This window comes from Ruegeria sp. HKCCA4633 (assembly GCF_013034605.1).
GTDB lineage: Bacteria > Pseudomonadota > Alphaproteobacteria > Rhodobacterales > Rhodobacteraceae > Ruegeria.
The window spans coordinates 208,316-228,107 of record NZ_WQGJ01000003.1; the positions used below are offsets into that span (position 1 = coordinate 208,316).

At 56.5% G+C, this 19,792-nt stretch carries 24 protein-coding genes and 1 tRNA gene; 12 read left to right on the forward strand and 13 right to left on the reverse strand.

Going from position 1 to position 19,792, the window contains the following annotated elements:
* Positions 1-52: 52 nt before the first annotated feature.
* The 3 genes from GOV85_RS21770 to GOV85_RS10355 all read left to right on the forward strand — a co-directional run bounded on the left by GOV85_RS21770 (position 53) and on the right by GOV85_RS10355 (position 2,642).
* Positions 53-541 carry a RadC family protein gene (locus GOV85_RS21770; RefSeq protein ID WP_371813585.1) on the forward strand — a complete coding sequence of 163 codons (489 nt, stop codon included), beginning with the start codon at positions 53-55 and terminating at the stop codon, positions 539-541.
* Positions 542-569: 28 nt separating this feature from the next.
* Positions 570-965 (forward strand): thermonuclease family protein, encoded by a 396-nt coding sequence (locus tag GOV85_RS10350; protein WP_171177680.1) that lies wholly within the window; start codon positions 570-572, stop codon positions 963-965.
* A gap of 447 nt (positions 966-1,412) precedes the next feature.
* Positions 1,413-2,642 carry an NAD(P)-binding domain-containing protein gene (locus tag GOV85_RS10355; RefSeq protein WP_171177683.1) on the forward strand — a complete coding sequence of 410 codons (1,230 nt, stop codon included), beginning with the start codon at positions 1,413-1,415 and terminating at the stop codon, positions 2,640-2,642.
* A 17-nt stretch (positions 2,643-2,659) separates the two neighbouring features.
* On the opposite strand, the gene GOV85_RS10360 is transcribed toward GOV85_RS10355, so the two are convergent.
* From GOV85_RS10360 to GOV85_RS10370, 3 genes are all read right to left on the reverse strand, one after another.
* Positions 2,660-4,495: a BTAD domain-containing putative transcriptional regulator gene (locus GOV85_RS10360; RefSeq protein ID WP_217358289.1), complete on the reverse strand. Its 1,836-nt coding sequence runs from the start codon at positions 4,493-4,495 to the stop codon at positions 2,660-2,662.
* Between the two features lie 615 nt (positions 4,496-5,110).
* Positions 5,111-5,196: transfer RNA gene (locus tag GOV85_RS10365), tRNA-Leu, on the reverse strand.
* 165 nt (positions 5,197-5,361) lie between these two features.
* Positions 5,362-5,628, reverse strand: coding sequence for a DUF2312 domain-containing protein (locus GOV85_RS10370; RefSeq protein WP_171177687.1), 267 nt, complete (start codon positions 5,626-5,628; stop codon positions 5,362-5,364).
* A gap of 151 nt (positions 5,629-5,779) precedes the next feature.
* Between GOV85_RS10370 and GOV85_RS10375 the strand changes: the two genes are divergently transcribed.
* Positions 5,780-5,998: a hypothetical protein gene (locus GOV85_RS10375; protein WP_171177689.1), complete on the forward strand. Its 219-nt coding sequence runs from the start codon at positions 5,780-5,782 to the stop codon at positions 5,996-5,998.
* 9 nt (positions 5,999-6,007) lie between these two features.
* Here the strand turns inward: GOV85_RS10375 and GOV85_RS10380 are convergent, their stop codons facing one another.
* Positions 6,008-6,223 (reverse strand): hypothetical protein, encoded by a 216-nt coding sequence (locus GOV85_RS10380; RefSeq protein ID WP_171177691.1) that lies wholly within the window; start codon positions 6,221-6,223, stop codon positions 6,008-6,010.
* A gap of 244 nt (positions 6,224-6,467) precedes the next feature.
* Here GOV85_RS10380 and GOV85_RS10385 point away from each other — a divergent pair, with 244 nt between their 5' ends.
* Genes GOV85_RS10385 through GOV85_RS10400 form a run of 4 tightly spaced genes read left to right on the forward strand, consistent with a single transcriptional unit; the run spans position 6,468 to position 8,657 of the window.
* Positions 6,468-7,331 (forward strand): MBL fold metallo-hydrolase, encoded by an 864-nt coding sequence (locus GOV85_RS10385; protein ID WP_171177693.1) that lies wholly within the window; start codon positions 6,468-6,470, stop codon positions 7,329-7,331.
* A 25-nt stretch (positions 7,332-7,356) separates the two neighbouring features.
* Positions 7,357-7,785 carry a YeeE/YedE family protein gene (locus GOV85_RS10390; RefSeq protein WP_171177695.1) on the forward strand — a complete coding sequence of 143 codons (429 nt, stop codon included), beginning with the start codon at positions 7,357-7,359 and terminating at the stop codon, positions 7,783-7,785.
* A complete protein-coding gene (locus GOV85_RS10395; protein ID WP_171177697.1) occupies positions 7,785-8,216 on the forward strand; it encodes a DUF6691 family protein in 432 nt (143 codons plus the stop codon). The genes GOV85_RS10390 and GOV85_RS10395 overlap by 1 nt, the downstream gene beginning before the upstream one ends.
* 9 nt (positions 8,217-8,225) lie before the next feature.
* Entirely contained in the window at positions 8,226-8,657 is a 432-nt protein-coding gene (locus GOV85_RS10400) for a TIGR01244 family sulfur transferase (RefSeq protein ID WP_171177700.1), read from the forward strand.
* 13 nt (positions 8,658-8,670) lie between these two features.
* Here the strand turns inward: GOV85_RS10400 and GOV85_RS10405 are convergent, their stop codons facing one another.
* The 5 genes from GOV85_RS10405 to GOV85_RS10425 all read right to left on the reverse strand — a co-directional run bounded on the left by GOV85_RS10405 (position 8,671) and on the right by GOV85_RS10425 (position 14,587).
* The gene (locus GOV85_RS10405; protein ID WP_171177702.1) at positions 8,671-9,774 is read right to left on the reverse strand and encodes a FliM/FliN family flagellar motor C-terminal domain-containing protein; all 1,104 of its coding nucleotides are present in this window, start codon (positions 9,772-9,774) and stop codon (positions 8,671-8,673) included.
* Positions 9,775-9,852: 78 nt separating this feature from the next.
* Positions 9,853-12,531 (reverse strand): sensor histidine kinase, encoded by a 2,679-nt coding sequence (locus tag GOV85_RS10410; RefSeq protein WP_171177704.1) that lies wholly within the window; start codon positions 12,529-12,531, stop codon positions 9,853-9,855.
* Complete coding sequence (locus tag GOV85_RS10415; protein WP_171177706.1) at positions 12,531-12,836, reverse strand: hypothetical protein; 306 nt, start codon at positions 12,834-12,836, stop codon at positions 12,531-12,533. The genes GOV85_RS10410 and GOV85_RS10415 overlap by 1 nt, the downstream gene beginning before the upstream one ends.
* Entirely contained in the window at positions 12,836-13,216 is a 381-nt protein-coding gene (locus GOV85_RS10420; RefSeq protein WP_171177708.1) for a response regulator transcription factor, read from the reverse strand. Before GOV85_RS10420 ends, GOV85_RS10415 begins: the two co-directional genes overlap by 1 nt.
* Before the next feature lie 78 nt (positions 13,217-13,294).
* Positions 13,295-14,587 (reverse strand): helix-turn-helix domain-containing protein, encoded by a 1,293-nt coding sequence (locus GOV85_RS10425; protein WP_171177710.1) that lies wholly within the window; start codon positions 14,585-14,587, stop codon positions 13,295-13,297.
* A gap of 211 nt (positions 14,588-14,798) precedes the next feature.
* On the opposite strand from GOV85_RS10425, the gene GOV85_RS10430 reads away from it, so the two are divergent.
* The 4 genes from GOV85_RS10430 (at position 14,799) to aat (ending at position 18,026) form a co-directional block, all read left to right on the forward strand.
* Positions 14,799-15,335: a LuxR C-terminal-related transcriptional regulator gene (locus GOV85_RS10430; protein WP_171177712.1), complete on the forward strand. Its 537-nt coding sequence runs from the start codon at positions 14,799-14,801 to the stop codon at positions 15,333-15,335.
* 150 nt (positions 15,336-15,485) lie between these two features.
* The gene (accB, locus tag GOV85_RS10435; protein WP_171177714.1) at positions 15,486-15,986 is read left to right on the forward strand and encodes an acetyl-CoA carboxylase biotin carboxyl carrier protein; all 501 of its coding nucleotides are present in this window, start codon (positions 15,486-15,488) and stop codon (positions 15,984-15,986) included.
* A 9-nt stretch (positions 15,987-15,995) separates the two neighbouring features.
* Positions 15,996-17,342, forward strand: coding sequence for an acetyl-CoA carboxylase biotin carboxylase subunit (gene accC, locus GOV85_RS10440; protein WP_171177716.1), 1,347 nt, complete (start codon positions 15,996-15,998; stop codon positions 17,340-17,342).
* 51 nt (positions 17,343-17,393) lie between these two features.
* Complete coding sequence (gene aat / locus GOV85_RS10445; RefSeq protein ID WP_171177718.1) at positions 17,394-18,026, forward strand: leucyl/phenylalanyl-tRNA--protein transferase; 633 nt, start codon at positions 17,394-17,396, stop codon at positions 18,024-18,026.
* Here the strand turns inward: aat and GOV85_RS10450 are convergent.
* The 4 genes from GOV85_RS10450 to GOV85_RS10465 form a co-directional block, all read right to left on the reverse strand.
* Positions 17,981-18,349, reverse strand: a complete 369-nt coding sequence (locus tag GOV85_RS10450; protein ID WP_171177720.1) for a DUF2155 domain-containing protein — start codon at positions 18,347-18,349, stop codon at positions 17,981-17,983. The genes aat and GOV85_RS10450 overlap by 46 nt on opposite strands.
* Positions 18,346-18,798, reverse strand: a complete 453-nt coding sequence (gene mlaD, locus GOV85_RS10455) for an outer membrane lipid asymmetry maintenance protein MlaD (protein ID WP_171177721.1) — start codon at positions 18,796-18,798, stop codon at positions 18,346-18,348. Before mlaD ends, GOV85_RS10450 begins: the two co-directional genes overlap by 4 nt.
* Before the next feature lie 11 nt (positions 18,799-18,809).
* Positions 18,810-19,193 carry an NADH:ubiquinone oxidoreductase subunit NDUFA12 gene (locus tag GOV85_RS10460; RefSeq protein ID WP_171177723.1) on the reverse strand — a complete coding sequence of 128 codons (384 nt, stop codon included), beginning with the start codon at positions 19,191-19,193 and terminating at the stop codon, positions 18,810-18,812.
* 80 nt (positions 19,194-19,273) lie between these two features.
* Complete coding sequence (locus GOV85_RS10465; RefSeq protein ID WP_171177725.1) at positions 19,274-19,636, reverse strand: RidA family protein; 363 nt, start codon at positions 19,634-19,636, stop codon at positions 19,274-19,276.
* Between the last annotated feature and the right edge of the window lie 156 nt (positions 19,637-19,792).

The window sequence follows — 19,792 nt, forward strand, 5'->3', positions numbered from 1 at the left end:
CGGTCCTATGGGGTCTCGGAATCCGCCGATAAAGCACCATGCAGTCGGCAGTGTGTCTCGCTGGGCAAGTGGGTTCGATGCAAACACCGCCCTTTGTCTTGGCTGTACAAGTCTTGGTCTCGCCGCTCACTACTTGCACGCTATCTGGAATAAAGCGAATGCGCCGGCAAACAGGCTCAAAGTGTTGGCGGGCTTTAAACATGAATCCTTGGTGCCCATCTTGTACCTGGATCGCAAGAACGTCTTGATTGCTGACGAAGAACAGGCGAAGGGCACTGTTGACCATGTGCCGGTATATCCGCGTGAGGTCGTTAAACGTGCTTTGGAACTCAACGCCAGCTCACTAATCTTGGTCCATAACCACCCATCAGGAGACCCGACCCCCAGCAAGGCAGATATCGAAGTGACTGAGCGCGTACAGGACGCCTGTGAAACATTGGGCATTTTGATACATGACCATGTTATTACCATGTTATTGTCGGGAAAAAGGAGGAATACTCTTTCAAGAGCAACGGGTTTCTGTAGAGATTTCCTCAAGTAGCTCTTAAGGACGGAAACTTTATCGACTTATGAAATACTTGATATTCACCACTTCCGTTTTTCTTGCTGTCCCAGCTTTTGCGGACTCTCTACACGTCCGAGATGCTGACACAATCGTTGTAGACGGCACCCCTGTTAGGCTGAACGGTGTTGACGCGCCGGAGTTGGGCACACGCTCAGGGCAGAACGCCAAGCGCTGGATGATAAACTATCTGCGTGGCAAGTCTATCTCCTGCCAGTTGAACGGTGAGCGCACCCATGACCGCTGGGTAGGGGTGTGTTACGCAGACGGACAGGACATAGGAGCGGCTGTTATCGCCGCAGGGCACGCGCTAGACTGTCGTAGGTATTCAGGTGGCCGCTATAGGCACCTGGAGACGTCAGCAGCCAAATCACGGCTCAAGCGGGCCGGTTATTGTCGTTGATGAACTGGAGCGAGTGTCTGCTGTGCGGACTTTCCTGCCGTTCGCATTGATCAGACCAGCTGCTGCTTTCGGCCCATTGTTACCGTTTCCCGACGTTCCTGTCGCCGCAATGCAGCTGCGCCAGACCGGCCATTCACTCGAGGTGGACAATCAAGGCACCCGCGAATTTTCGCTGTGTGAGACAAAGCGGAATTTAGATTCGGCGGGGATCCAATCGATTGCGGGACCAGACCTGTTGACCAAACGCGTGGCGCGAATGCTCCTGTCTCGGCGATTTTCTGGACGCACGCTAATTGCCTTTTAAGAGCCTCCTTCTGAACATCGCGAACGCGTCGTAAGAAATAGACGCATTTTAGATAGTCCAATGACGCCGGGGCAGACACCCTACGGACATCGCCAAGCGATACTGGATGTACATCAGCAATTCAGAATGCAGGAGCGAAAGCCATGAAACATGTCAACACACTCATCATTGGTGGAGGTCAAGCGGGTCTCGCCATGGGCCGGTGCCTCGCTGAACACAACATCGACCACGTGATCCTCGAAAGGGGGCAAATCGCTGAACGGTGGCGCAGTGAACGCTGGGATTCGCTGCGCATGCTGACCCCCAACTGGCAAAGCCGCCTGCCGTACTGGCACTATCAGGGCGACGACCCTGACGGTTTCATGTCCATGGGCGAGTTTATCCGCCATCTGGAAGCATATGCAGAGTCCTATGAAGCGCCCGTTGAAACGGGAACGACTGTATTGGCGGTCGAGTGCCGAAAGGACGGAGCCTTTAAGGTTGCCACGGACAGAGTCGAATGGATTTCTTCAAACCTGGTGGTTGCAACCGGTTTCTGCGATATCCCCCGCGTGCCAGGCTTTGCGGCGGATTTGCCCAAAGACATTGCTCAAATCGTGCCCGCGCAGTACCGGAATCCCGGGCAAGTGCCCAAGGGTCACGTTCTAATCGTCGGCGCTTCGGCCACGGGGCTGCAAATCGGCGAAGAGTTGTTGGACGCCGGACACGAAGTCACCGTTGCGGTCGGCACTCATATACGGGTTCCGCGCCGTTATCGGGGCAAAGACATCCTCTACTGGATGGACGCCATTGGCGCTTTTGCGGCACAGGCCGATCCGAAGGACGAGCGTTCAATGCCGCCCCCCCAGTTGGTTGGATCACTGGACAACCACGATCTGGACCTGAACGCTCTCCAAAGTCGCGGCGCCCGCCTGGCTGGTCACGCAACCGGGGTAACCGGCCGTTCCATTCGGTTTGCCGGCGATCTTGGCGAGACCGTTCGCAAAGCCGATGCGCAGATGTTCGATATCCTCGGAAAGATTGACGGGTACATTGCCGCCAATGGCATTGAAGCGCCGCAATCCGAACCTGATGCAATCCAGCCGGTAACGTTGCCCGTTGCCCCGGAAACTTTGGATATCGACGCAGAAAACATCCGCTCTGTCATCTGGGCGTCGGGATATTCCCGCCAGTATCCGTGGCTCAAGGTCCCGGTCGTGGATGAACGTGGCGAGATCGAGCACAAGAACGGTGTGACACCGGTCGAGGGCTTGTATGTTCTCGGTATGCGCTTTCAGAGAACAAAGGGCTCCAATATCGTTGACGGTGTCGGCCGCGATGCAGAGTACTTGACCGACCATTTGATGGCGAGAAAACAGGCCCGTGCCGCCTGACCGGGCGAACGCGGCCCCTAAATAACCGAACGTAGCGCGTCGAGGATCAATTCACTGTCCTCGGCGCGCTCGTACGGCAAGGTCTTTGCAAACACTTCAGCGTCAAAACCCGGCAGCGCGTTGCGGAGCGTGTCCAGGGCTTTCTGCGTAAGACGTTTGTCCCCCAGCTTCGTGCTTGCCACGATGCCATATACCAGGTCGTCGCTTCTTGGCCTTCCGATCCGATCCAAAATGTCCAAAGCTTCGCTGTAACGTTCAAGGTGGACCAGCGCGCGGGCCAAATGGCTCCAGTATCGTTGAGGGTGGTAGGGGTTCAGTTTCAAAGATTTTCGCACCCACATCTCGCCCTCTGCAGCTTGTCCCGCAAAGGTCAAAAGCTCTCCCATCGCGCAGATCGAACGGTCATCATTCGGGTTGAGAAACAATGCGCGTTCCTGGTGCCAGAGCGCGCGACGCAGATTGCCACGGGTTAGGTAGACCTGTGCCAGAACACGGTGGCACTCGCTTTCATTCTCATCCAGTTCCAAGCCCCGTTCGGCCGCTGCTTGCGCCTTGTCGACGAGTTCTGCGATGCCGCCCAAATTGTGGACCATCGCCTGACCATAGCCGCACGCCAACCAAGCATGCGCGATCGCGTAATTCGGTTCGCGTTGGATCGCGAGCTCAAAGCAATCGATGCAGGCCTGGCAATCTTCGGCCGTAAATAGGTGGTGGTGATACTTCCCTCTGAGCATGATGTCATAGGCTTCGAGCCGTTCGACCGGAACAGAACGCGCTTGTTTGAGCCTTGCAGTTTCAACCCGGCCCACAAGCGTGGCAACCAGGGTCGACACGATGTCGTTTTGGATTGCGAACACGTCCTCCAATTGGCGGTTGTATTGTTCCCCCCAAATCGTTCGTTTGTTTTCAATGTCCAGCAGTTGCACGTTGATACGTACTGCTGCATTTGATCGACGAACGCTTCCCCGTACCAGATAATTTGCGCCAAGGGCCGCTGCGGCTTCGTTTTCAGGGACATCATTGCCGCGGTAAACAAAGGATGAGTCGCGTGCTATCACTTGCAGATCGTGAAACCGTGACAGCGCGGTTGTCATATCCTCAGTTATCCCGTCTGCAAAGTACAGATCGTCCTCTCCGGAAAGGTTGTCGAATGGCAAGACAGCTATGATTGGCGAGGATTCACCGGGTTCAGGGGGCTCGTATTGCACATTTTGCCCGCACTCCTGACTGTGGCCGCCGGTACGTATCTCTTCGTACATGGCCAAAGTTGCAGCCTCCGGTTTCACCCCGAGTTCGCGCTCCAGCGCATCGACGCAAATCTGATACTGCCTGATTGCTTCCGAGCGGTGCCCGCGTCGTGCAAGCATGTTCATCAATGCGCGATGTGCACTTTCGCAAGCCGGATCCATTTGCAATCGCTTCCGAACAACCCCTTCGGCTTCTTCGGTTCTGCCCTCTTTGAGCAACACCTCCGAGAGGCGATCAATGATCGTGCAGGCGCTCTCATGAAGGCGTTGACGCGTGTCGCGAAGCCAGTCCTCGAACGCAGGGGCATTTATCTGAATACCTTCCAGAAGGTCGCCTTTGTAATGCTCAAGGCACGAAAAAAGCCTTGTCGGGTCATCGCTTTCGACACCATCGAGAAATTCGGCTATGTCCGACGAACACACGTTTCTGTCGAGCTCAAGATACTGACCGTTTGAAGCAATAACCGCTCCACAATACTGCTTGATGTTCGACAATGTCTGGCGCAGGTTATGTCGGGCCCGGTCGTCGCCAGTTTCACCCCAAAGAAGCGCAGCCAAATGTTCCCTGCTTTTCGGGCCGGCATTTTCCACAGCGAGATAAGCCAAAAGCGACTGCGCTTTTTTTGCGATAGGACCACGTGGCTGACGTGCAGATACAACTTCAAAACGACCAAGAAAGTTCAGGTTTACTTGCTCTTTCATTACCGAAGTATACTCTGAATATGTTGAGCGAAAAGAAAAACAGATTTGGCTAGACGGGCATTCATAAAGAATGCAGCTAAATTTTTTCGCAACAGCCCAATGTTCGCTTCGGACTCTTACCTATCATCTGAGCCAACTGAGCTTGTAGATTTCAGCGCACCTGACAAAGACGAAGAGGTGCTTCTTCTCGAGGCGTTCCGTGCCCTTTCCCCCGAACAGCGAAAAGCTTGGCTCGAATGGGCGAAAGTAGCTAAGGGATCCGCCCTGGATAAAGAGTAAACGTTCTACACACCATGCCAATCGGATCAACCGATCTTGTGCACAGAAAAAAACGGCAAATCGAATAGTCACCGGGGCACGGGCTGCAAGACGGTGAAGGTCGAGGATCTGAAAAACCTGATCGAACGAAAAGCGGCCTGAAACCGCAGGTACGAATAGCCAAGTGTGGGGCAGAATGTGGGGCAATGAAAGTTGCCCCATTTTTTTATTGTTTATTTATAATCGTTTAATTTACTTTTGTGGTGCGGGCGGTGGGACTCGAACCCACACGGGCATACGCCCTTCAGATTTTAAGTCTGATATGTCTACCATTCCATCACGCCCGCACGGCGCGGCCTTGTCGGGCCCTGCATTCCCCTTACAGTCACAACCGGATGAGAACAATGCACTTTGATGCAAATGCGGCTGTAAATGTGTCGGGAAATCCAGTTACAAGACATCCCTCTTCCCGATTAATAAGGGCGTGGCGCTGCCCCGCCCCTTTGGAAGGCTCACATGCCCAGCGCTTCTTTATACATTTCCAAAACCGCCTCTTCCTCGGCGATGTCATCCTTGTCCCGCTTTCGCAACGCGATCACCTTACGCATGACCTTGGTGTCGTAGCCCCGCGCCTTGGCTTCGGCCATGACTTCCTTCTGTTGCTCGGCCAGGTCCTTTTTCTCGGCATCCAGACGTTCAAACCGTTCGATGAACTGGCGCAGCTCGCCTGCTGTTACGCGATAGTTGGCGGCGGCCTGATCTTCGGTGATATCTTCCATATGCGTCTCTCCCAAAGGCTGAAAATCTGATGCAAGATGCCGGATACAGTGCTGCCGCCCGGGTCGCAAGCACCCAATCCCCGGTCGCACTTGTACGATCTGATTCGATCCGTTAAGCGCGGTGTCAGTTCACGATGAGATGTGGGGAACCATGTTCGAATTCATCACCTGGGGCGGTGCAGCCCTTTCCCTTGCCGGGCTCTTTGGTCTGGTCTGGTGTATTCTTCGCGTGATGAAAGCGCGCAAGGCCGGTTTGTCGGATGACGAGTTGCGCGCGGTGGTTCAGGGCGTTCTGCCCTGGAACCTGGCCTCTTTGTTCTTGTCTGTGATTGGACTGATGATGGTTATCCTAGGGATTTCCTTCGGATGACCCCCCTTGTCAGATCGGCAGGTTGTCGAACTGCGCTTCCATAGCGTCTTCACACAACGCCGCATCGAGACGCCGCAATCGAGATGGCACATGCATCCCCTGCTGGCGCATACGATCTACAACCTTGCTTACACTCGGTTGAAGCGCCAACCGCGTGTCCAGACACGCGCCTTCCAGTTTCTGCTCAAGCTGTTCTGCTTCGGAATACAGATTAGTTGCTGTCATAACCATCCTCCCAAGTGTTGCCAGTATTCCAAATATAGGTAACGGGAATACGACCCACAGATATTAACCTGAACTTGTGCGGGAATTTGCCTGACGTATTCGTAATTTCGGCAATTCGGCGCAGATAGGTTAAAGTTTAAGCCAATTTAACCGAACCTGCCTTGACGGGCATCAAATTCAGATTGGCAGTTGTGTCACATTCCAAATTACATATATGATATACACAACGGAAACGGAGGACCTCATGACGCCCGCAGTGAAAGCGTTTTTCGACGATCAGACCTTTACGGTGTCCTACGTCGTTCACGAACCACAAGGGCGCGCCTGCGCCATCATCGACAGTGTTTTGGATTTCGATCATGCCTCGGGTCGAACAGCGACCACATCTGCAGATCAAATCATCGACTATGTGCGCAGTCGCGATCTCAAGGTCGAATGGGTTTTAGAAAGCCACGTTCACGCCGATCACCTGTCTGCGGCCCCCTATCTGCAACAGGAACTTGGCGGCAAGATCGGGATTGGTGCCCAGATCGTTACTGTTCAGGACACGTTCGGCAAGGTCTTCAATGAAGGAACCGAATTCCAACGCGATGGCAGTCAGTTCGATGCGTTGTTCTCGGAAGGTGACAGTTTCCACATTGGCCAGATGCGCGGCGACGTGCTGCACACTCCGGGTCACACACCTGCCTGCCTAACCTATGTCATTGGCGACGCCGCCTTTGTGGGCGACACGCTGTTCATGCCTGATTTTGGTACAGCGCGCTGCGACTTCCCCGGCGGCTCTTCGGCAACCTTGTATGAGTCGATCCAGAAAATTCTGGCCCTGCCTGATGAAACGCGCATCTATGTGGGCCACGATTACAAAGCGCCGGGCCGTGAAGAATACGCTTGGGAAACAACGGTGGGTGAGCAAAAGGCGCTGAACGTGCACATCGGACAGGGGCGTAGTATCGAAGAATTTGTGGAAATGCGCGACGCACGTGATGCGACCTTGGCGATGCCGCGCCTGATCTTGCCCTCCTTACAGGTGAATATGCGCGCAGGGCAGATGCCTCCGGCGGATGAGCAAGGTGATGTCTTTCTGAAACTGCCGGTCAACAAGCTCTGACGCGAGTTAAAAAAGGATATAACTTATGGAAATAGAATGGGTCTGGGGCCTGTGCGGCGGTTTACTGATTGGGCTGGGCGGCGCAGTTTACCTGCTTGGGAATGGCCGGGTTATGGGCGCAAGCGGCATTCTGGGCGGCCTTGTTGACGGCAGCGCCCGCGATACGAAGGCCGAGAAGTTGGCCTTTGTTGCAGGCCTGATCGGCATGCCTCTTCTGCTGCGACCGCTGATCGCGCCCGAGGCCCAAACGCATCTCACCAGCAACTTGGGCCTTGTTGTCATAGCTGGTTTGCTGGTTGGCATCGGCACACGTATCGCCAATGGCTGCACATCTGGTCACGGGGTCTGCGGCATCTCTCGGTTCTCACTCCGCGGCATTGTGGCCACCGTCTTCTACATTCTCGCCGGGGGCGTGACCCTTGTTCTGCTACGCCATATCTGGGGATTGATCTGATGCGCCTTCTTGTTGCCCTAACAGCTGGATCACTATTTGGTGCCGGATTGTTGATTTCTGGCATGACCGATACGACAAAAGTTCAAGGATGGCTGGACGTATTCGGCAACTGGGATCCGACTTTGGCGTTTGTTATGGGGGGCGCCATTTTGCCAATGCTGGTCGCATGGCGACTGACGACCGGGCGCAAGCCTTTGACCGGGAATGAATTTCCGCCTCCTGCGAAGCCCGAAGTGGATCGTAGACTGGTTGTGGGTTCAGTCCTATTCGGCATGGGTTGGGGGCTGGTTGGGCTCTGCCCCGGACCGGCCATGGCCTCGCTGAGTTATGGTGGGCTTGGAGGACTGGTTTTTCTGGTCGCAATGGTGGTTGGTATGTTCCTGGCCCCGACCTTTGGCGCGCAACTGGACAGAGCAGCAAACGCAGCCTAAGGAATTGGCATGGAGATTCGACCGATCACCCCCCGCTATGCCGTCTCACCGCAGATCACAGTTGATGATGTGCCAGCGATAGCTGCTGCCGGCTTTGTCAAAGTGATCTGCAACCGACCCAACGTCGAAGTTCCACCCACAATGCGATCCGACGCGATCGGTGATGCAGTGCGCGCTGCGGGCATGGAATACGAAGTGCTTGAGTTGACCCATCAGACCATGACGCCCGAGAATGTGCAGCGTCAGCGCGATATGGCGGAAAATTGTAGCGGACCGGTCTTGGCCTATTGCGCTTCGGGCACGCGATGTTCAGTGATTTGGGCTTTGGGTCAATGCGAACATATGAGCACGGATGACATCCTGACCGCGACCACAAACGCCGGATACCAGTTGGACGGTCTGCGCCCTGCTCTCGAGCAACTTCGCAGTAAGGCTGGTTAGACCTAAAGCGTTATTACTGTTCACCCAGCCCTGGTTCTGATGCGTTCAGACCGGCCAGCTGCGAGATTTCCGCCACCATCTGCTCAGAGTCGCCAATGACCAAATCCCCCGCAAGGGTCCCACCGGTCTCGGCCAAGGGCACCGGGGGCGTGATTTCAACGGCGCTGTCAATTGGCGCGTCCAGGCTGCCCTGAGGGTTTAGCCCTCCCCGGCTTTCGATAAACTCCTGGGCTTCTGCTCCGCTCAGCGCTGGTAAAGCAGCATGCTCGTTTAATCGAATGGCCCTTAGACCACCGCACTGTCCCAAGCGACCAACACCTGCTCGCGTTCGTTCAATCGTCAGAACCTCAGCTCGATCCAAGCGCGCGCCGCGCAACGGCAGGACATCACCAACCTGCATCCCAGACAACGCGGACAATGGCAACGTCATCCGACACAAGGCCGCATTCAAATCCGCCCTTACCATACCCGAAGACTGTTCAATGCGGGGGCCTGCAGGGCTTGGGGTTTCCTCCACAACTTCTGGCGCAACCGGTGCTTCGGGTAAAATGACCGAAATCTGCCCTTGCCGTACCCCGTTGGCCAAATCGACGGTCAGGTCGAAGATGCGATACTCATCCTCGGTCATGGTCAGAGACAAGCTCTGCAAATCTGCCGCGCGTGACGAATACTCGTTTCCCTCAAGGCAAACTTGTTCTGTCGTCGGGTCGATTAGACCCGCAGATCGAGCCAAGGCCGCTTCGACCAATGGCGCAACCATGGCGGCGTCGGTATCTGTAAAGGCCCGTGGTGTTGGCGCGTCCGACATCACCTCACCGATGGTTTGCGTTTGAACGATGGCGGACACCAAGTGCGAGTCCAAGCACGTGGCTGCACGTCCCTGTGGCCCATCAAACTCCAATAGTAACCAGTCTTGACCAATCGCTTCAACCAGATGTTCAGCAGACTGACTGGTTTGTCTGGCCCCGATCACTGCAAGCGGCAAGTTCAGGCGATCCCCCGCGGCCCGCGCGAACCCCAAGCGCAGCGCCCGCAGAACCGAGCGCGGCCGGTCGTCCAAATCCTTTTGCCCAGCGGACAGTTTGCGCACCAATGCGGCATTGACGGGTTCTGACATAACGCCTGATCACCAATTGTTTCAGCAATTGGCAACAGGTTTACACCGTCGGACGTTACGAAGTTCTTTATGTCCGCTTCACTGGGCGGCCTGTCGGTGCGCCAATGGCAGGCTGACTCGGAACGCCGCCCCGCCCTGCCCCGGTAAATAGCTGATCTCGCCCCCCAACCGCTGCATGATTTCGCGGCAAATTGCCAAGCCCAGACCTGCCCCTCCGGCCTTGTCGCCGCCGACGCGGGCAAATTTCTCGAACACCATCGAGCGCGCGCCGGGCGGAATGCCACTGCCATTGTCGATGAAATCTATGATTACGCGCCCGCCAACATCATATGCGGAAATGGTCAGAACGGGCTCGTCCGCGTCACAGTATTTCTGTGCGTTTGAGATCAGGTTAATGAACACCTGCCCCAACCTGTCCAGATCCGTGTGCAAGACAATCCGTTCGGCCGCACGGGCGCGACGCACGCTTATCTTGCGCCCAGCACCAGCCAATGCGCTGGACACGGCCCGATCCAGGACCGAGCGCAGACTATCATCACCCAAGTTGAGATTGACTTGCCCGTTTTCCAGCACGCTCAGATCCAACAGATCATCCAGCAAGCGGGTCAAACGCAGCGCTTCGTCATGGATGATCGTCGCGTATCGGGTCTGCTCATCCCTGCTCAGCCCTTCGGTATCGCGCATGATTTCAGAAAACGCGCGGATCGAGGTCATCGGCGTCCGCAACTCATGACTGACCTGACTCAAAAAGTTGTCCTTTTGCGCCGAAACCTGCGTGAGTTTGGCATTTGCTTCGCGCAGTTGCCGTGCCGTCCGGCTGAGTTCAGAGGACTTCACCTCAAGCTGACTGGAATACTCCAGCAATTGCGCTGACTCATCCGCAACAGCCAAAAGGTCTTCGACCGAAACCGACGAGCCGCCGACGATCTGCCCAATCATCGCGTGAGCCGTGGCCGTTCCAACTGATCCGCTCAATTCGCGTTCAAGGCGGCCCAGGAATGCTGGCGTGGGCTCGGGCAGATGCGATCGACCTCCTTGTTTCTCGGCCTCGGCCTGGAAAAACTCCTGCGCGGGCCCGGTGCCCAGAATCCGCTGGGTCATGATCATCAAATCTTCGCTTTGCGCGACCGATCCGGACCAGCCACGCGGCGCGACCGAATGATCGAAAACATTGACAAATTGCGCGCCCTGCAACCGTTCCAACGGGCTGGGAAAACTCAGCAAAGAAGCCACACAGAACGCGATTGTGTTCAGCAACAGTGACCACATCACGGAATGGACCATTGGGTCGATCCCCTCGATCCCGAACAAGGCCTGTGGGCGCAGCCAGCTGATGCCGAACAATCCGTTCTGCAACACCGTTTCCGGCATCGACGCGCCGCTCATGCCGGGCAACAACAAGGTGTAAATCCACAAAACAAAACCGACCGTCAGCCCAACCAGAGCCCCGGTTCGCGTGGCCCCGCGCCAAAACAGACCGCCGACCAAAGCGGGCAAAATTTGAGAAATCCCCGCAAAAGCGATCAATCCGATTGAAGCCAGCGCTGCACCGCCTCCGGACAGGCGGTAGTAGAAAAAGCCCAACGCCATAACAACCGCGATGGACACACGACGGGCCATCAATACGATATTGCGCACATCGCCAGAGACCGAGCCCGTACCTTCTTGTGTGTTCAGCCAGATGGGCATGACAACATGGTTCGACACCATCGTGGACAAAGCCATGGCTGTTACGATCACCATCGATGTCGCAGAAGAAAACCCGCCGATGAAAGACAGCATCGCCAGCCAGTCATTGCCTTGCGACAACGGTACGGTCAGGACGAAAAGGTCGGGGTTAGCCCCTTCGGGCAGCAGGTCCAGACCCACTACGGCAATCGGTACTACAAACAAGCTCATTAACAGCAAGTAGAGGGGGAAAGCCCAGGCAGCAGTTCTTAGATGGCTTTCGTCGTCATTCTCGACCACCATCACCTGGAACATGCGCGGCAAACAGATAAAGGCCGCCGCCGACAGGAATATAAAGGTCGTCCACCGCCCGGCATCAACATGCCACTGCCCGATTTCCGACGCGTCGATCCGCTCCATCATCGGGCCGATACCGCCAGCGATGCCCCACACGACAAAAACGCCGACCGCAATCAACGCAAACAGCTTGACGATAGCCTCCACCGCGATGGCCGTAACCACCCCGTGGTGGCGTTCGTTCACGTCCAGATTGCGCGTTCCGAAGAGGATGGCAAAAACGGCCAAGCCAGCCGCAACCCAAAATACACTGGACCCTTCGCGATACAGGCCCGATGGGTCAGCTTCGGCAAAGATCGAGAAAGACAGGGTAATCGATTGCAGCTGTAGCGCGATATATGGCGTTCCGCCCAATACCGCCAGAATGGTTACGCAGACCGCCAGCGTGTTTGATTTACCATATCGAGACGACAGCAGGTCCGCGATTGAGGTCACTCTTTGACTGCGCCCCACACGCACCAGTTTGCGCAGCCCCCACCACCAGCTGACCATGACCAGTGTCGGGCCAAGATAGATCGTAACAAACTCCAACCCTGACCGCGCGGCGTTGCCCACGGCGCCATAGAAGGTCCAGGCGGTGCAATAGATCGACAGCGACAAGGTGTAGATCAGCGGCGAGCGCAACCATTTCCCACGCCCAGCAGCAGCCATGCGATCCGCAGCGAAGGCGACGGCAAACAGAAAGACCACATAGCCCAGACAAACCAGAATCAGAACGTTTACGGTGGTCATCACTCGGCCCCTGTTTCAGGGTCCTCGGGCGTGCGCATACGGCGCGCGGCAAAGCCGAAAATCACGCTGATCAAGATCAGCGCGCCCCAGCAGACGAAGATGTAGAAAATTGCCGAAGAAAGCGGTACGGCCGCATCTCCGCTGGACCGGTCGGGCCAAAGAAGCGGCAGTGCGAACAAGAGCGCCCCAAGAAACGGCAAAAACCGGGCCGCATCCGTCAGTCTGCGACGGCGATAGCTTTGACGTTCCAGAAAAAGCGAGGGTCTGGGGCTGGATGGCTGACCTTTGTCGCTCTCGTCTGACATTACATTTGCGTCGCCTGCGCGTGAAGATCACGCACAGCCGTCAACACTTCGGCGTTGGAAAACGGTTTGGTCATAAAGCGGCTAACGCCTGCATTTTCCGCCATTTCCCGGTCGCGCGACTGCCCGCGCGCCGTCAGCATCAAGACCGGAAGGCTTGCCAGTTCTTCCATCTCTCTGAGATCGCGCAGAATATCCATGCCGTTTTTACCCGGCAACATAACATCCAGAATAACCAAGTCGGGCTGAGCCCCCTGGATAACCTCAAGCGCATCGGAGCCATCGCCATGAATCTCGACCTGCCACCCCTCGCGGGACAACAGAAACCGGATTGCTTCGGCAATGTTCGGCTCGTCCTCGATCAACAGAACCTTGCGGCTCATATTTTCTGTTCCTCCCCAAAACCGGTCGTCCGTCCCGCAACCGATTAGGATCAGATTAAGCGTTCTGTCAGGAAAGTGTCAAAAACCTTCGCTCAAAATCGACGGTTCGCGGCGAGCGGTGCATTCGTTGCGGGGGCAGACCCGGCAGTTCGGCCCAACTTGCGTAACCGGTGCATCACCGGCTTGCTCTTGAACCGGCCGTACCAACATGACGGATCGATAAGCCGGATCCTGATCATAGCCCGGCACCGCATGGGGCCACGCATAGGCAAAGCACTCGAACTCAGCCGAAGCCCGCCCGGTTTGCTCGACTTGCTTACGCACCGGAACCAAAGGTCGGTTCAGCGCCGTGAAAACAGGCCAAAGCGGACAAGCCTCGCCATGTCTGGGCATGGCAAATCCTGGTGTTGGTTTTAGAAACAAGATGCTGCCGGATGCATCGCACAACACCAACCCCGCCGGTTCAGAAACAACACTTTCTGGCAAAAAAGCCAAACGCCGCAGCACGGTCGCCATGTCGACAGAAAAATGATGGGCCAAATCAACAGGGTCTGGTTGGGCGCCCCGAACACGAGCGGCGACAGCATCCAGTGGCATTGCCCGGGCGTCAGCCCTGTAAATCTCCAACATCTCGCGTGCCAAGGTTTGGGCTGCTGTGGTATTTAGGCTGCTCAGATCGACGGCATCCGTAGCGCCCCCCTCTTCCAGTTCCGTGAAACTATAATCGCGGGCCTGGAAAAACGCTTCGACCTCCTCCAACGGAACGCCACGCGGGTCGACGGCTGCGTCGCTTTCATCCAGAAATGTCACCAACGCCTTGGAGCTGTCCGCCAACCGCTCGGCATCCTGGTGCAGGTTTTTATGGAACCGTTCGCGCCATTCAGCCTCGATGTCTTCAGTATCCGCAAGAATCGCGGCCGTAGATCGAATCGCTGCCGCGGTCGACAAAACCTCGTGCATCGAGGCCGCCAGATGGGGGTCATGAGTCAGCCGGTCCGATAGGATCTCAACATTTCGTTCGAGCGAGACGACACGGCGATGCATCTGCGCCAGAACACCTGCCCAGCCGGTAAAGCGCCCGGCGAACTCCTCCAAGCTGTCCAACTCTGCATTCTGGCCAACCGCGTCATCTGCCGCTTCGCGCAAGGCCGACACCAGCGTGGCTTCTATCCCTCGCGTCAACACCGATGGTTCAACCGACAGGGCCGCAGCAATATCCACCAGCAACTTACCCCCGATCCGACGGCGATTGTGCTCGATAAGGTTCAGGTAAGAGGCCGAAATCCCCGCCAAACGGGCCAGTTCCGCTTGCTTAAGCCCGGCAATCTGCCGCCGCTCGCGAATGCGGCTTCCAGTCAAAGCGTCACGCATGTTAGTTGCCTCCTGACCCGCGACAAGCTAAGCACCCCAAATTATTTTCGAAACATACTATATTTCTCATTTAGTTAGGTCAAAATTTTCTATTTCGATTTACATAGTTTACACAATCCAGACACACTCCACGACAGCGCAACTTGTCATCATCATGTAAGAAGTTGCTTCACCCCTTCTCTTCCGTGCTGTTTCCCGGCACGATACCCACATGAGCGACCCCGCCTTTGAATACGCACCCATCGGCCTTGTAGAGCTGGAGAACCGGATTATCCGGCGCTGCAATCTGCAGTTCTCGCGCACGTTTGGTGGTGAGGAAGCTGACTATCGCAATATGCCTTTGCTGCACCTCTATCCCTCGGTCGCCGATTGGGAGCGGATCGGAGAGCGCAGCCTGCAGGTGATGCGCGACACCGGATACTACACCGATGAACGCGTCATGCGGCGGCGCAATGGCGATCTGTTCTGGTGCCGCGCTCGGGGCCGCTCACTCACCCCTGATGACCCGTTCCGACACGGTATCTGGAGCTTTTCCGACATCTCGGAAGAACGGCCTCTGGTTGAGTTGACGGTACGTGAACGCGAGGTGGCCATCCTGTCGTGTCGCGGCTTGTCGGCTAAGGAAATCGGTGGGGAACTGGGGCTGAGTTATCGGACAATCGAAGCCTATCGTGCCCGCTTGCTTGAAAAGTTCGGCGCTCGAAAACTTTCTGAGTTGGTCGCAAAGCTGTCGGGAATGCCATTGTGACCCATTCGGCCCCTTAATTTAAGCGGCAAACCAGCTCGCAATGGTGCGAGTCGGCGCTTTTCATGCACGGCTGCTTGGCCTATAACGCTGCGTAATTTGATTAGAGCCCGCAAAAACAGACGGGCCAAAGGGGAACCGTCGAGGACACTCATGACAGATACCAAACACGAAGCGGATGTGGCATTCATCAAGGCTCTGGCTGAATTGCTGCGCGAAAACGACCTGACGGAACTGCAGGTCAAACGCGAATATGGCGAGGAAGACAGCCTCAACGTGCGCGTCAGCCGCATGACAAAGGCCGCAGCCGCTCCGGTTCAGGTCGCAGTACCCGCCGCGGCCCCCGCACCAGCCGTCGCCCCTTCGGCTGCCCCTGTCGCAACCGAAACCCCCGCAGCGCAAGAAGACCCGGCCAATCACCCTGGCGCTGTCACCTCGCCTATGGTTGGAACGGTCTATATGCAGCCCGAACCCGGCGCGCCTGCATTCATTAGCGTCGGTGCTTCTGTTTCTGAAGGCGACACACTGCTGATCGTCGAAGCGATGAAAACCATGAACCACATCCACGCCCCCAAATCGGGCTCGATTAAACGCATTCTGGTTGGCGATGGCGACGCAGTGGAATTCGGCACCCCTCTGGTCATCATCGAGTAAGGCGGGCCCATGTTCGACAAGATCCTGATTGCCAACCGAGGCGAGATCGCCCTGCGCGTCATCCGCGCCGCCCGCGAGATGGGGATTAAGACGGTCGCCGTCCATTCCACCGCTGACAGCGACGCGATGCACGTGCGCATGGCAGACGAATCGGTCTGCATTGGCCCCCCTCCTTCACCGCAAAGCTATCTGTCCGTACCGGCGATCATCTCGGCTTGTGAGATTACAGGTGCGCAAGCGATCCACCCTGGCTATGGCTTCCTGTCAGAGAATGCCGAGTTCGTGCAGATCGTCGAAGATCACGGCATTACCTTTATCGGCCCCACCGCGGAACATATCCGCGTGATGGGCGACAAGATCACCGCCAAGGACACGATGAAGGCGCTGGGTGTGCCCTGCGTGCCCGGCTCGGACGGTGGCGTTCCCACGCTGGAAGATGCCAAGCGTATCGGAGAGGAATTCGGCTATCCCGTCATCATCAAGGCTACCGCTGGTGGCGGCGGTCGTGGCATGAAGGTCGCGATGAACGCCGACGAGATGGAAAGCGCCTTTATGACCGCGCGCGCTGAGGGCAAGGCCGCCTTTGGCAATGACGAGGTCTATATCGAGAAATACCTGACCACTCCCCGTCATATCGAAATTCAGGTCTTCGGTGACGGCAAGGGCAAAGCCGTGCATCTGGGTGAACGCGACTGCTCGTTGCAGCGCCGGCACCAGAAAGTGTTTGAAGAGGCCCCCGGCCCCTGCATCACCCCCGAAGAACGCGCCAGGATCGGCAAGGTCTGTGCAGATGCCGTGGCCAAGATCAACTATATCGGCGCGGGCACCATCGAGTTCCTCTATGAAAACGGCGAGTTCTATTTCATCGAAATGAACACCCGCCTTCAGGTGGAACATCCTGTCACCGAAGGCATCTTTGGCGTCGATCTGGTGCGCGAGCAAATCCGTGTGGCCGCAGGCGAACCGATGTCATTTGGGCAAGAGGATCTGGAAATCAACGGCCACGCCATTGAGGTTCGGATAAACGCCGAAAAGCTGCCGAACTTTTCACCTTGCCCGGGCAAGATTACGGCCTATCACGCGCCGGGCGGTCTGGGCGTGCGGATGGATTCAGCTCTCTATGACGGCTACTCGATCCCACCCTACTATGACTCGCTGATCGCGAAGCTGATCGTTCAGGGCCGCGACCGGGCCGAAGCTCTGGCGCGTCTGGATCGCGCGCTGGGAGAGTTGATCGTGGACGGCATCGATACCACAGTCCCTCTGTTCCATGCCTTGTTGCAGGAACCCGACCTGCACAGCGGCGATTACAACATCCACTGGCTGGAGCGCTGGCTTGCGGAGAATATGGAATAGTAACCTCCAAGAACCGGAGGGCGCACGCCTTCCGGTTCCCTCTTACCCAAAATGAGCCTATCCGCTGAACTTTTGCTGCACGGGTACTCCATCGGCATTTTCCCGATGGCCGAACATCGCGATGATCCCGAGTTGTTCTGGGTCGATCCAAAGTTTCGCGGCGTCTTTCCGTTGGACGGGTTCCATGTCTCGCGTAGTCTTTCACGCCGCATCCGCAATTGCGGGTTCGATATCACGATCAATCAGGACTTTTCAGGCGTCGTGGATGGCTGTGCCGACCGGGCCGACACCTGGATCAACGCAGAGCTGCACGATCTGTACCGCCAATTGCACCAAACAGGTTATGCCCATTCTCTTGAAGTCTGGGACAGAGCCGCACTTGTGGGCGGTGTCTATGGTGTAACCTTGGGGGCTGCATTCTTTGGGGAAAGCATGTTCTCACGCCGAACGGATGCGTCGAAAATCGCCCTTGCCTATCTTGTGGACCGCCTGCGACAAACCGGATTCCACCTGTTCGATACGCAGTTTCTAACCGCACACCTGGCTTCATTGGGTGCCATCGAAATTCCACGCAGCGCTTACAAAAAGGAACTGGAAGAGGCTCTGAATCTCAGCGCCGATTTCACAGCATCAATAGATCAGTCCGCAGCAGGTGTAATACAGCGGATCACCCAGACATCATAACGCGCATGATCCAGCGCGTTCAGGGCTGGGGATGTTGCAATCATCCAGCCGTCAAACAACTGATCAGCTTTCCCCGTTTCCCAAATCGTCAAATAGGCAAACGCGTCACCCGTCGGGTTGTCAACCGGATAGCGGCAATCCCCCAGGGCAACGTCCAAGCCAAAAACAGCTTCGGTCTCACCGCTTTGCATTTCAACATCGACGGTCTGACCGCTGACTTTGTCCAATCCGCGCAACATGGCCCCCGGACCGGACTGGACCTTTTGCTGAGCAACAGCGCTGGTCCCGACCATAAGAAGGGCAATTAAAGCAGCGCGGATCATTCGCTGCCATCTCCGGCCACAAACTTGACCAGCAGAGAGATCAGACTGACCGCGCCTTGCGTATCCTCAATCTCGTCTCCGGGTTCGAAATAGAATGGTGACCCGCCGGGCATTAACTCGACGAAATTTCCGCCCAGCAGCCCCTCGGACGAGATCACAATGGCGCTGTCATCCGGCACCAGGACGCCATCGGCAATGGTGAAGGTCGTGTCTGCGCGATAAGTATCCGCGTTCAGCGTCACGCCGGTCACGGTTCCAATCTTGACACCTGCAAGACGAACATCCGTCCCGACACCGACCCCTTCCAACGATCTGAAAGACGCGCCAAGTTCATACCCGGCCGCGCCCTTCGACAGGCCCGTCGATTGGCTGGCGTAAACACCAAATGCCAGCGCACCGGCCAACACGACGCCACCGACAACAACTTCGGTCCAATTATGGCTCGACATCTTTGCCTCGCTTATTCCGGGCTCCAGGCCTCATAATCTTTGCGCTCAACCGGTTCGGCCCGACGCAGCGATCCGGCCGGCGTATAAGCCAGCGCAGTACCCGTCAGGTTTTCCTGATGTGGTTTTTCCCAGGATTTATGCGGTAAAGGTTTGTCCGTCGGAGGTTCGTCCCAGGTGCGGTGCAACCAGCCGTGCCATTCCGGGTCAACTCGACTGGCTTCAGCCTCGCCGTTGAATATCACCCAGCGCTTGCTGTCATCCGCCGTTCGATAAAACACATTGCCTTCATTGTCTTCGCCAACTTTGACGCCCTTACGCGACGTATAGATCTGCGTGTTCAGAGTGGACCCGTTCCACCAGGTCACGGCTCGCAAAAGACTGTTCAGGATTCCCATCGGGTGCCTCCGGCATTTCGGTCGAGGAAAGGTATGGACCAAAGGCTCGCCAAGGTCCAGTGCCACTGGGGTCGCCTGCGTCACTCCGGCAGAAACGCGGTCACTTCAATTTCGATCCTGTATTTTGGGTCGATCAGCCCACACTCAATCATAGTCGCAGCCGGAGGATTTGCGCCGAAGGTTTCAGCCAGAATGGGCCAACACGGCTCAAACTCTATACGATCCGGCAACATGTATGTCACCCGCACAACATCTTTAAAACTTGCCCCGGCATTTTGCAGAGCAGTTTCGATGGTCGCCAGCGCGGAACGGCACTGCGCAACAATATCTTCACCTTGCCCAACTGTGCCGGCCACGTGAACCCACCCGCCGGCAACGACCGCGCGGCAGTAACCAACTTTTTCCTCAAATTCGCCGCCTGATGAGATCCGCTGGATCGCCATATCGCTCCCTCTTTGTTGTTGGCAATCCGCAAACCGCCATGCCCATCGCAGGACCCCTGCGTTCATTTGGCCTGACTTTTTTCCAAGAAAATCAACTGCGGCGGCGGGGGCAAAGCCCCCAACCGCATTGTCAAAAACAATAGCCGCGACAGGGCA

Excerpts from the sequence above, each read along its gene's own strand:
- GOV85_RS10350 (WP_171177680.1), top strand. The coding sequence starts at position 570 with ATGAAATACTTGATATTCACCACTTCCGTTTTTCTTGCTGTCCCAGCT.
- GOV85_RS10355 (WP_171177683.1), top strand. The coding sequence starts at position 1,413 with ATGAAACATGTCAACACACTCATCATTGGTGGAGGTCAAGCGGGTCTC.
- GOV85_RS10370 (WP_171177687.1), bottom strand. The coding sequence starts at position 5,628 with ATGGAAGATATCACCGAAGATCAGGCCGCCGCCAACTATCGCGTAACA.
- GOV85_RS10375 (WP_171177689.1), top strand. The coding sequence starts at position 5,780 with ATGTTCGAATTCATCACCTGGGGCGGTGCAGCCCTTTCCCTTGCCGGG.
- GOV85_RS10380 (WP_171177691.1), bottom strand. The coding sequence starts at position 6,223 with ATGACAGCAACTAATCTGTATTCCGAAGCAGAACAGCTTGAGCAGAAA.
- GOV85_RS10385 (WP_171177693.1), top strand. The coding sequence starts at position 6,468 with ATGACGCCCGCAGTGAAAGCGTTTTTCGACGATCAGACCTTTACGGTG.
- GOV85_RS10390 (WP_171177695.1), top strand. The coding sequence starts at position 7,357 with ATGGAAATAGAATGGGTCTGGGGCCTGTGCGGCGGTTTACTGATTGGG.
- GOV85_RS10395 (WP_171177697.1), top strand. The coding sequence starts at position 7,785 with ATGCGCCTTCTTGTTGCCCTAACAGCTGGATCACTATTTGGTGCCGGA.
- GOV85_RS10400 (WP_171177700.1), top strand. The coding sequence starts at position 8,226 with ATGGAGATTCGACCGATCACCCCCCGCTATGCCGTCTCACCGCAGATC.
- GOV85_RS10405 (WP_171177702.1), bottom strand. The coding sequence starts at position 9,774 with ATGTCAGAACCCGTCAATGCCGCATTGGTGCGCAAACTGTCCGCTGGG.
- GOV85_RS10410 (WP_171177704.1), bottom strand. The coding sequence starts at position 12,531 with ATGACCACCGTAAACGTTCTGATTCTGGTTTGTCTGGGCTATGTGGTC.
- GOV85_RS10415 (WP_171177706.1), bottom strand. The coding sequence starts at position 12,836 with ATGTCAGACGAGAGCGACAAAGGTCAGCCATCCAGCCCCAGACCCTCG.
- GOV85_RS10420 (WP_171177708.1), bottom strand. The coding sequence starts at position 13,216 with ATGAGCCGCAAGGTTCTGTTGATCGAGGACGAGCCGAACATTGCCGAA.
- GOV85_RS10425 (WP_171177710.1), bottom strand. The coding sequence starts at position 14,587 with ATGCGTGACGCTTTGACTGGAAGCCGCATTCGCGAGCGGCGGCAGATT.
- GOV85_RS10430 (WP_171177712.1), top strand. The coding sequence starts at position 14,799 with ATGAGCGACCCCGCCTTTGAATACGCACCCATCGGCCTTGTAGAGCTG.
- accB (WP_171177714.1), top strand. The coding sequence starts at position 15,486 with ATGACAGATACCAAACACGAAGCGGATGTGGCATTCATCAAGGCTCTG.
- accC (WP_171177716.1), top strand. The coding sequence starts at position 15,996 with ATGTTCGACAAGATCCTGATTGCCAACCGAGGCGAGATCGCCCTGCGC.
- aat (WP_171177718.1), top strand. The coding sequence starts at position 17,394 with ATGAGCCTATCCGCTGAACTTTTGCTGCACGGGTACTCCATCGGCATT.
- GOV85_RS10450 (WP_171177720.1), bottom strand. The coding sequence starts at position 18,349 with ATGATCCGCGCTGCTTTAATTGCCCTTCTTATGGTCGGGACCAGCGCT.
- mlaD (WP_171177721.1), bottom strand. The coding sequence starts at position 18,798 with ATGTCGAGCCATAATTGGACCGAAGTTGTTGTCGGTGGCGTCGTGTTG.
- GOV85_RS10460 (WP_171177723.1), bottom strand. The coding sequence starts at position 19,193 with ATGGGAATCCTGAACAGTCTTTTGCGAGCCGTGACCTGGTGGAACGGG.
- GOV85_RS10465 (WP_171177725.1), bottom strand. The coding sequence starts at position 19,636 with ATGGCGATCCAGCGGATCTCATCAGGCGGCGAATTTGAGGAAAAAGTT.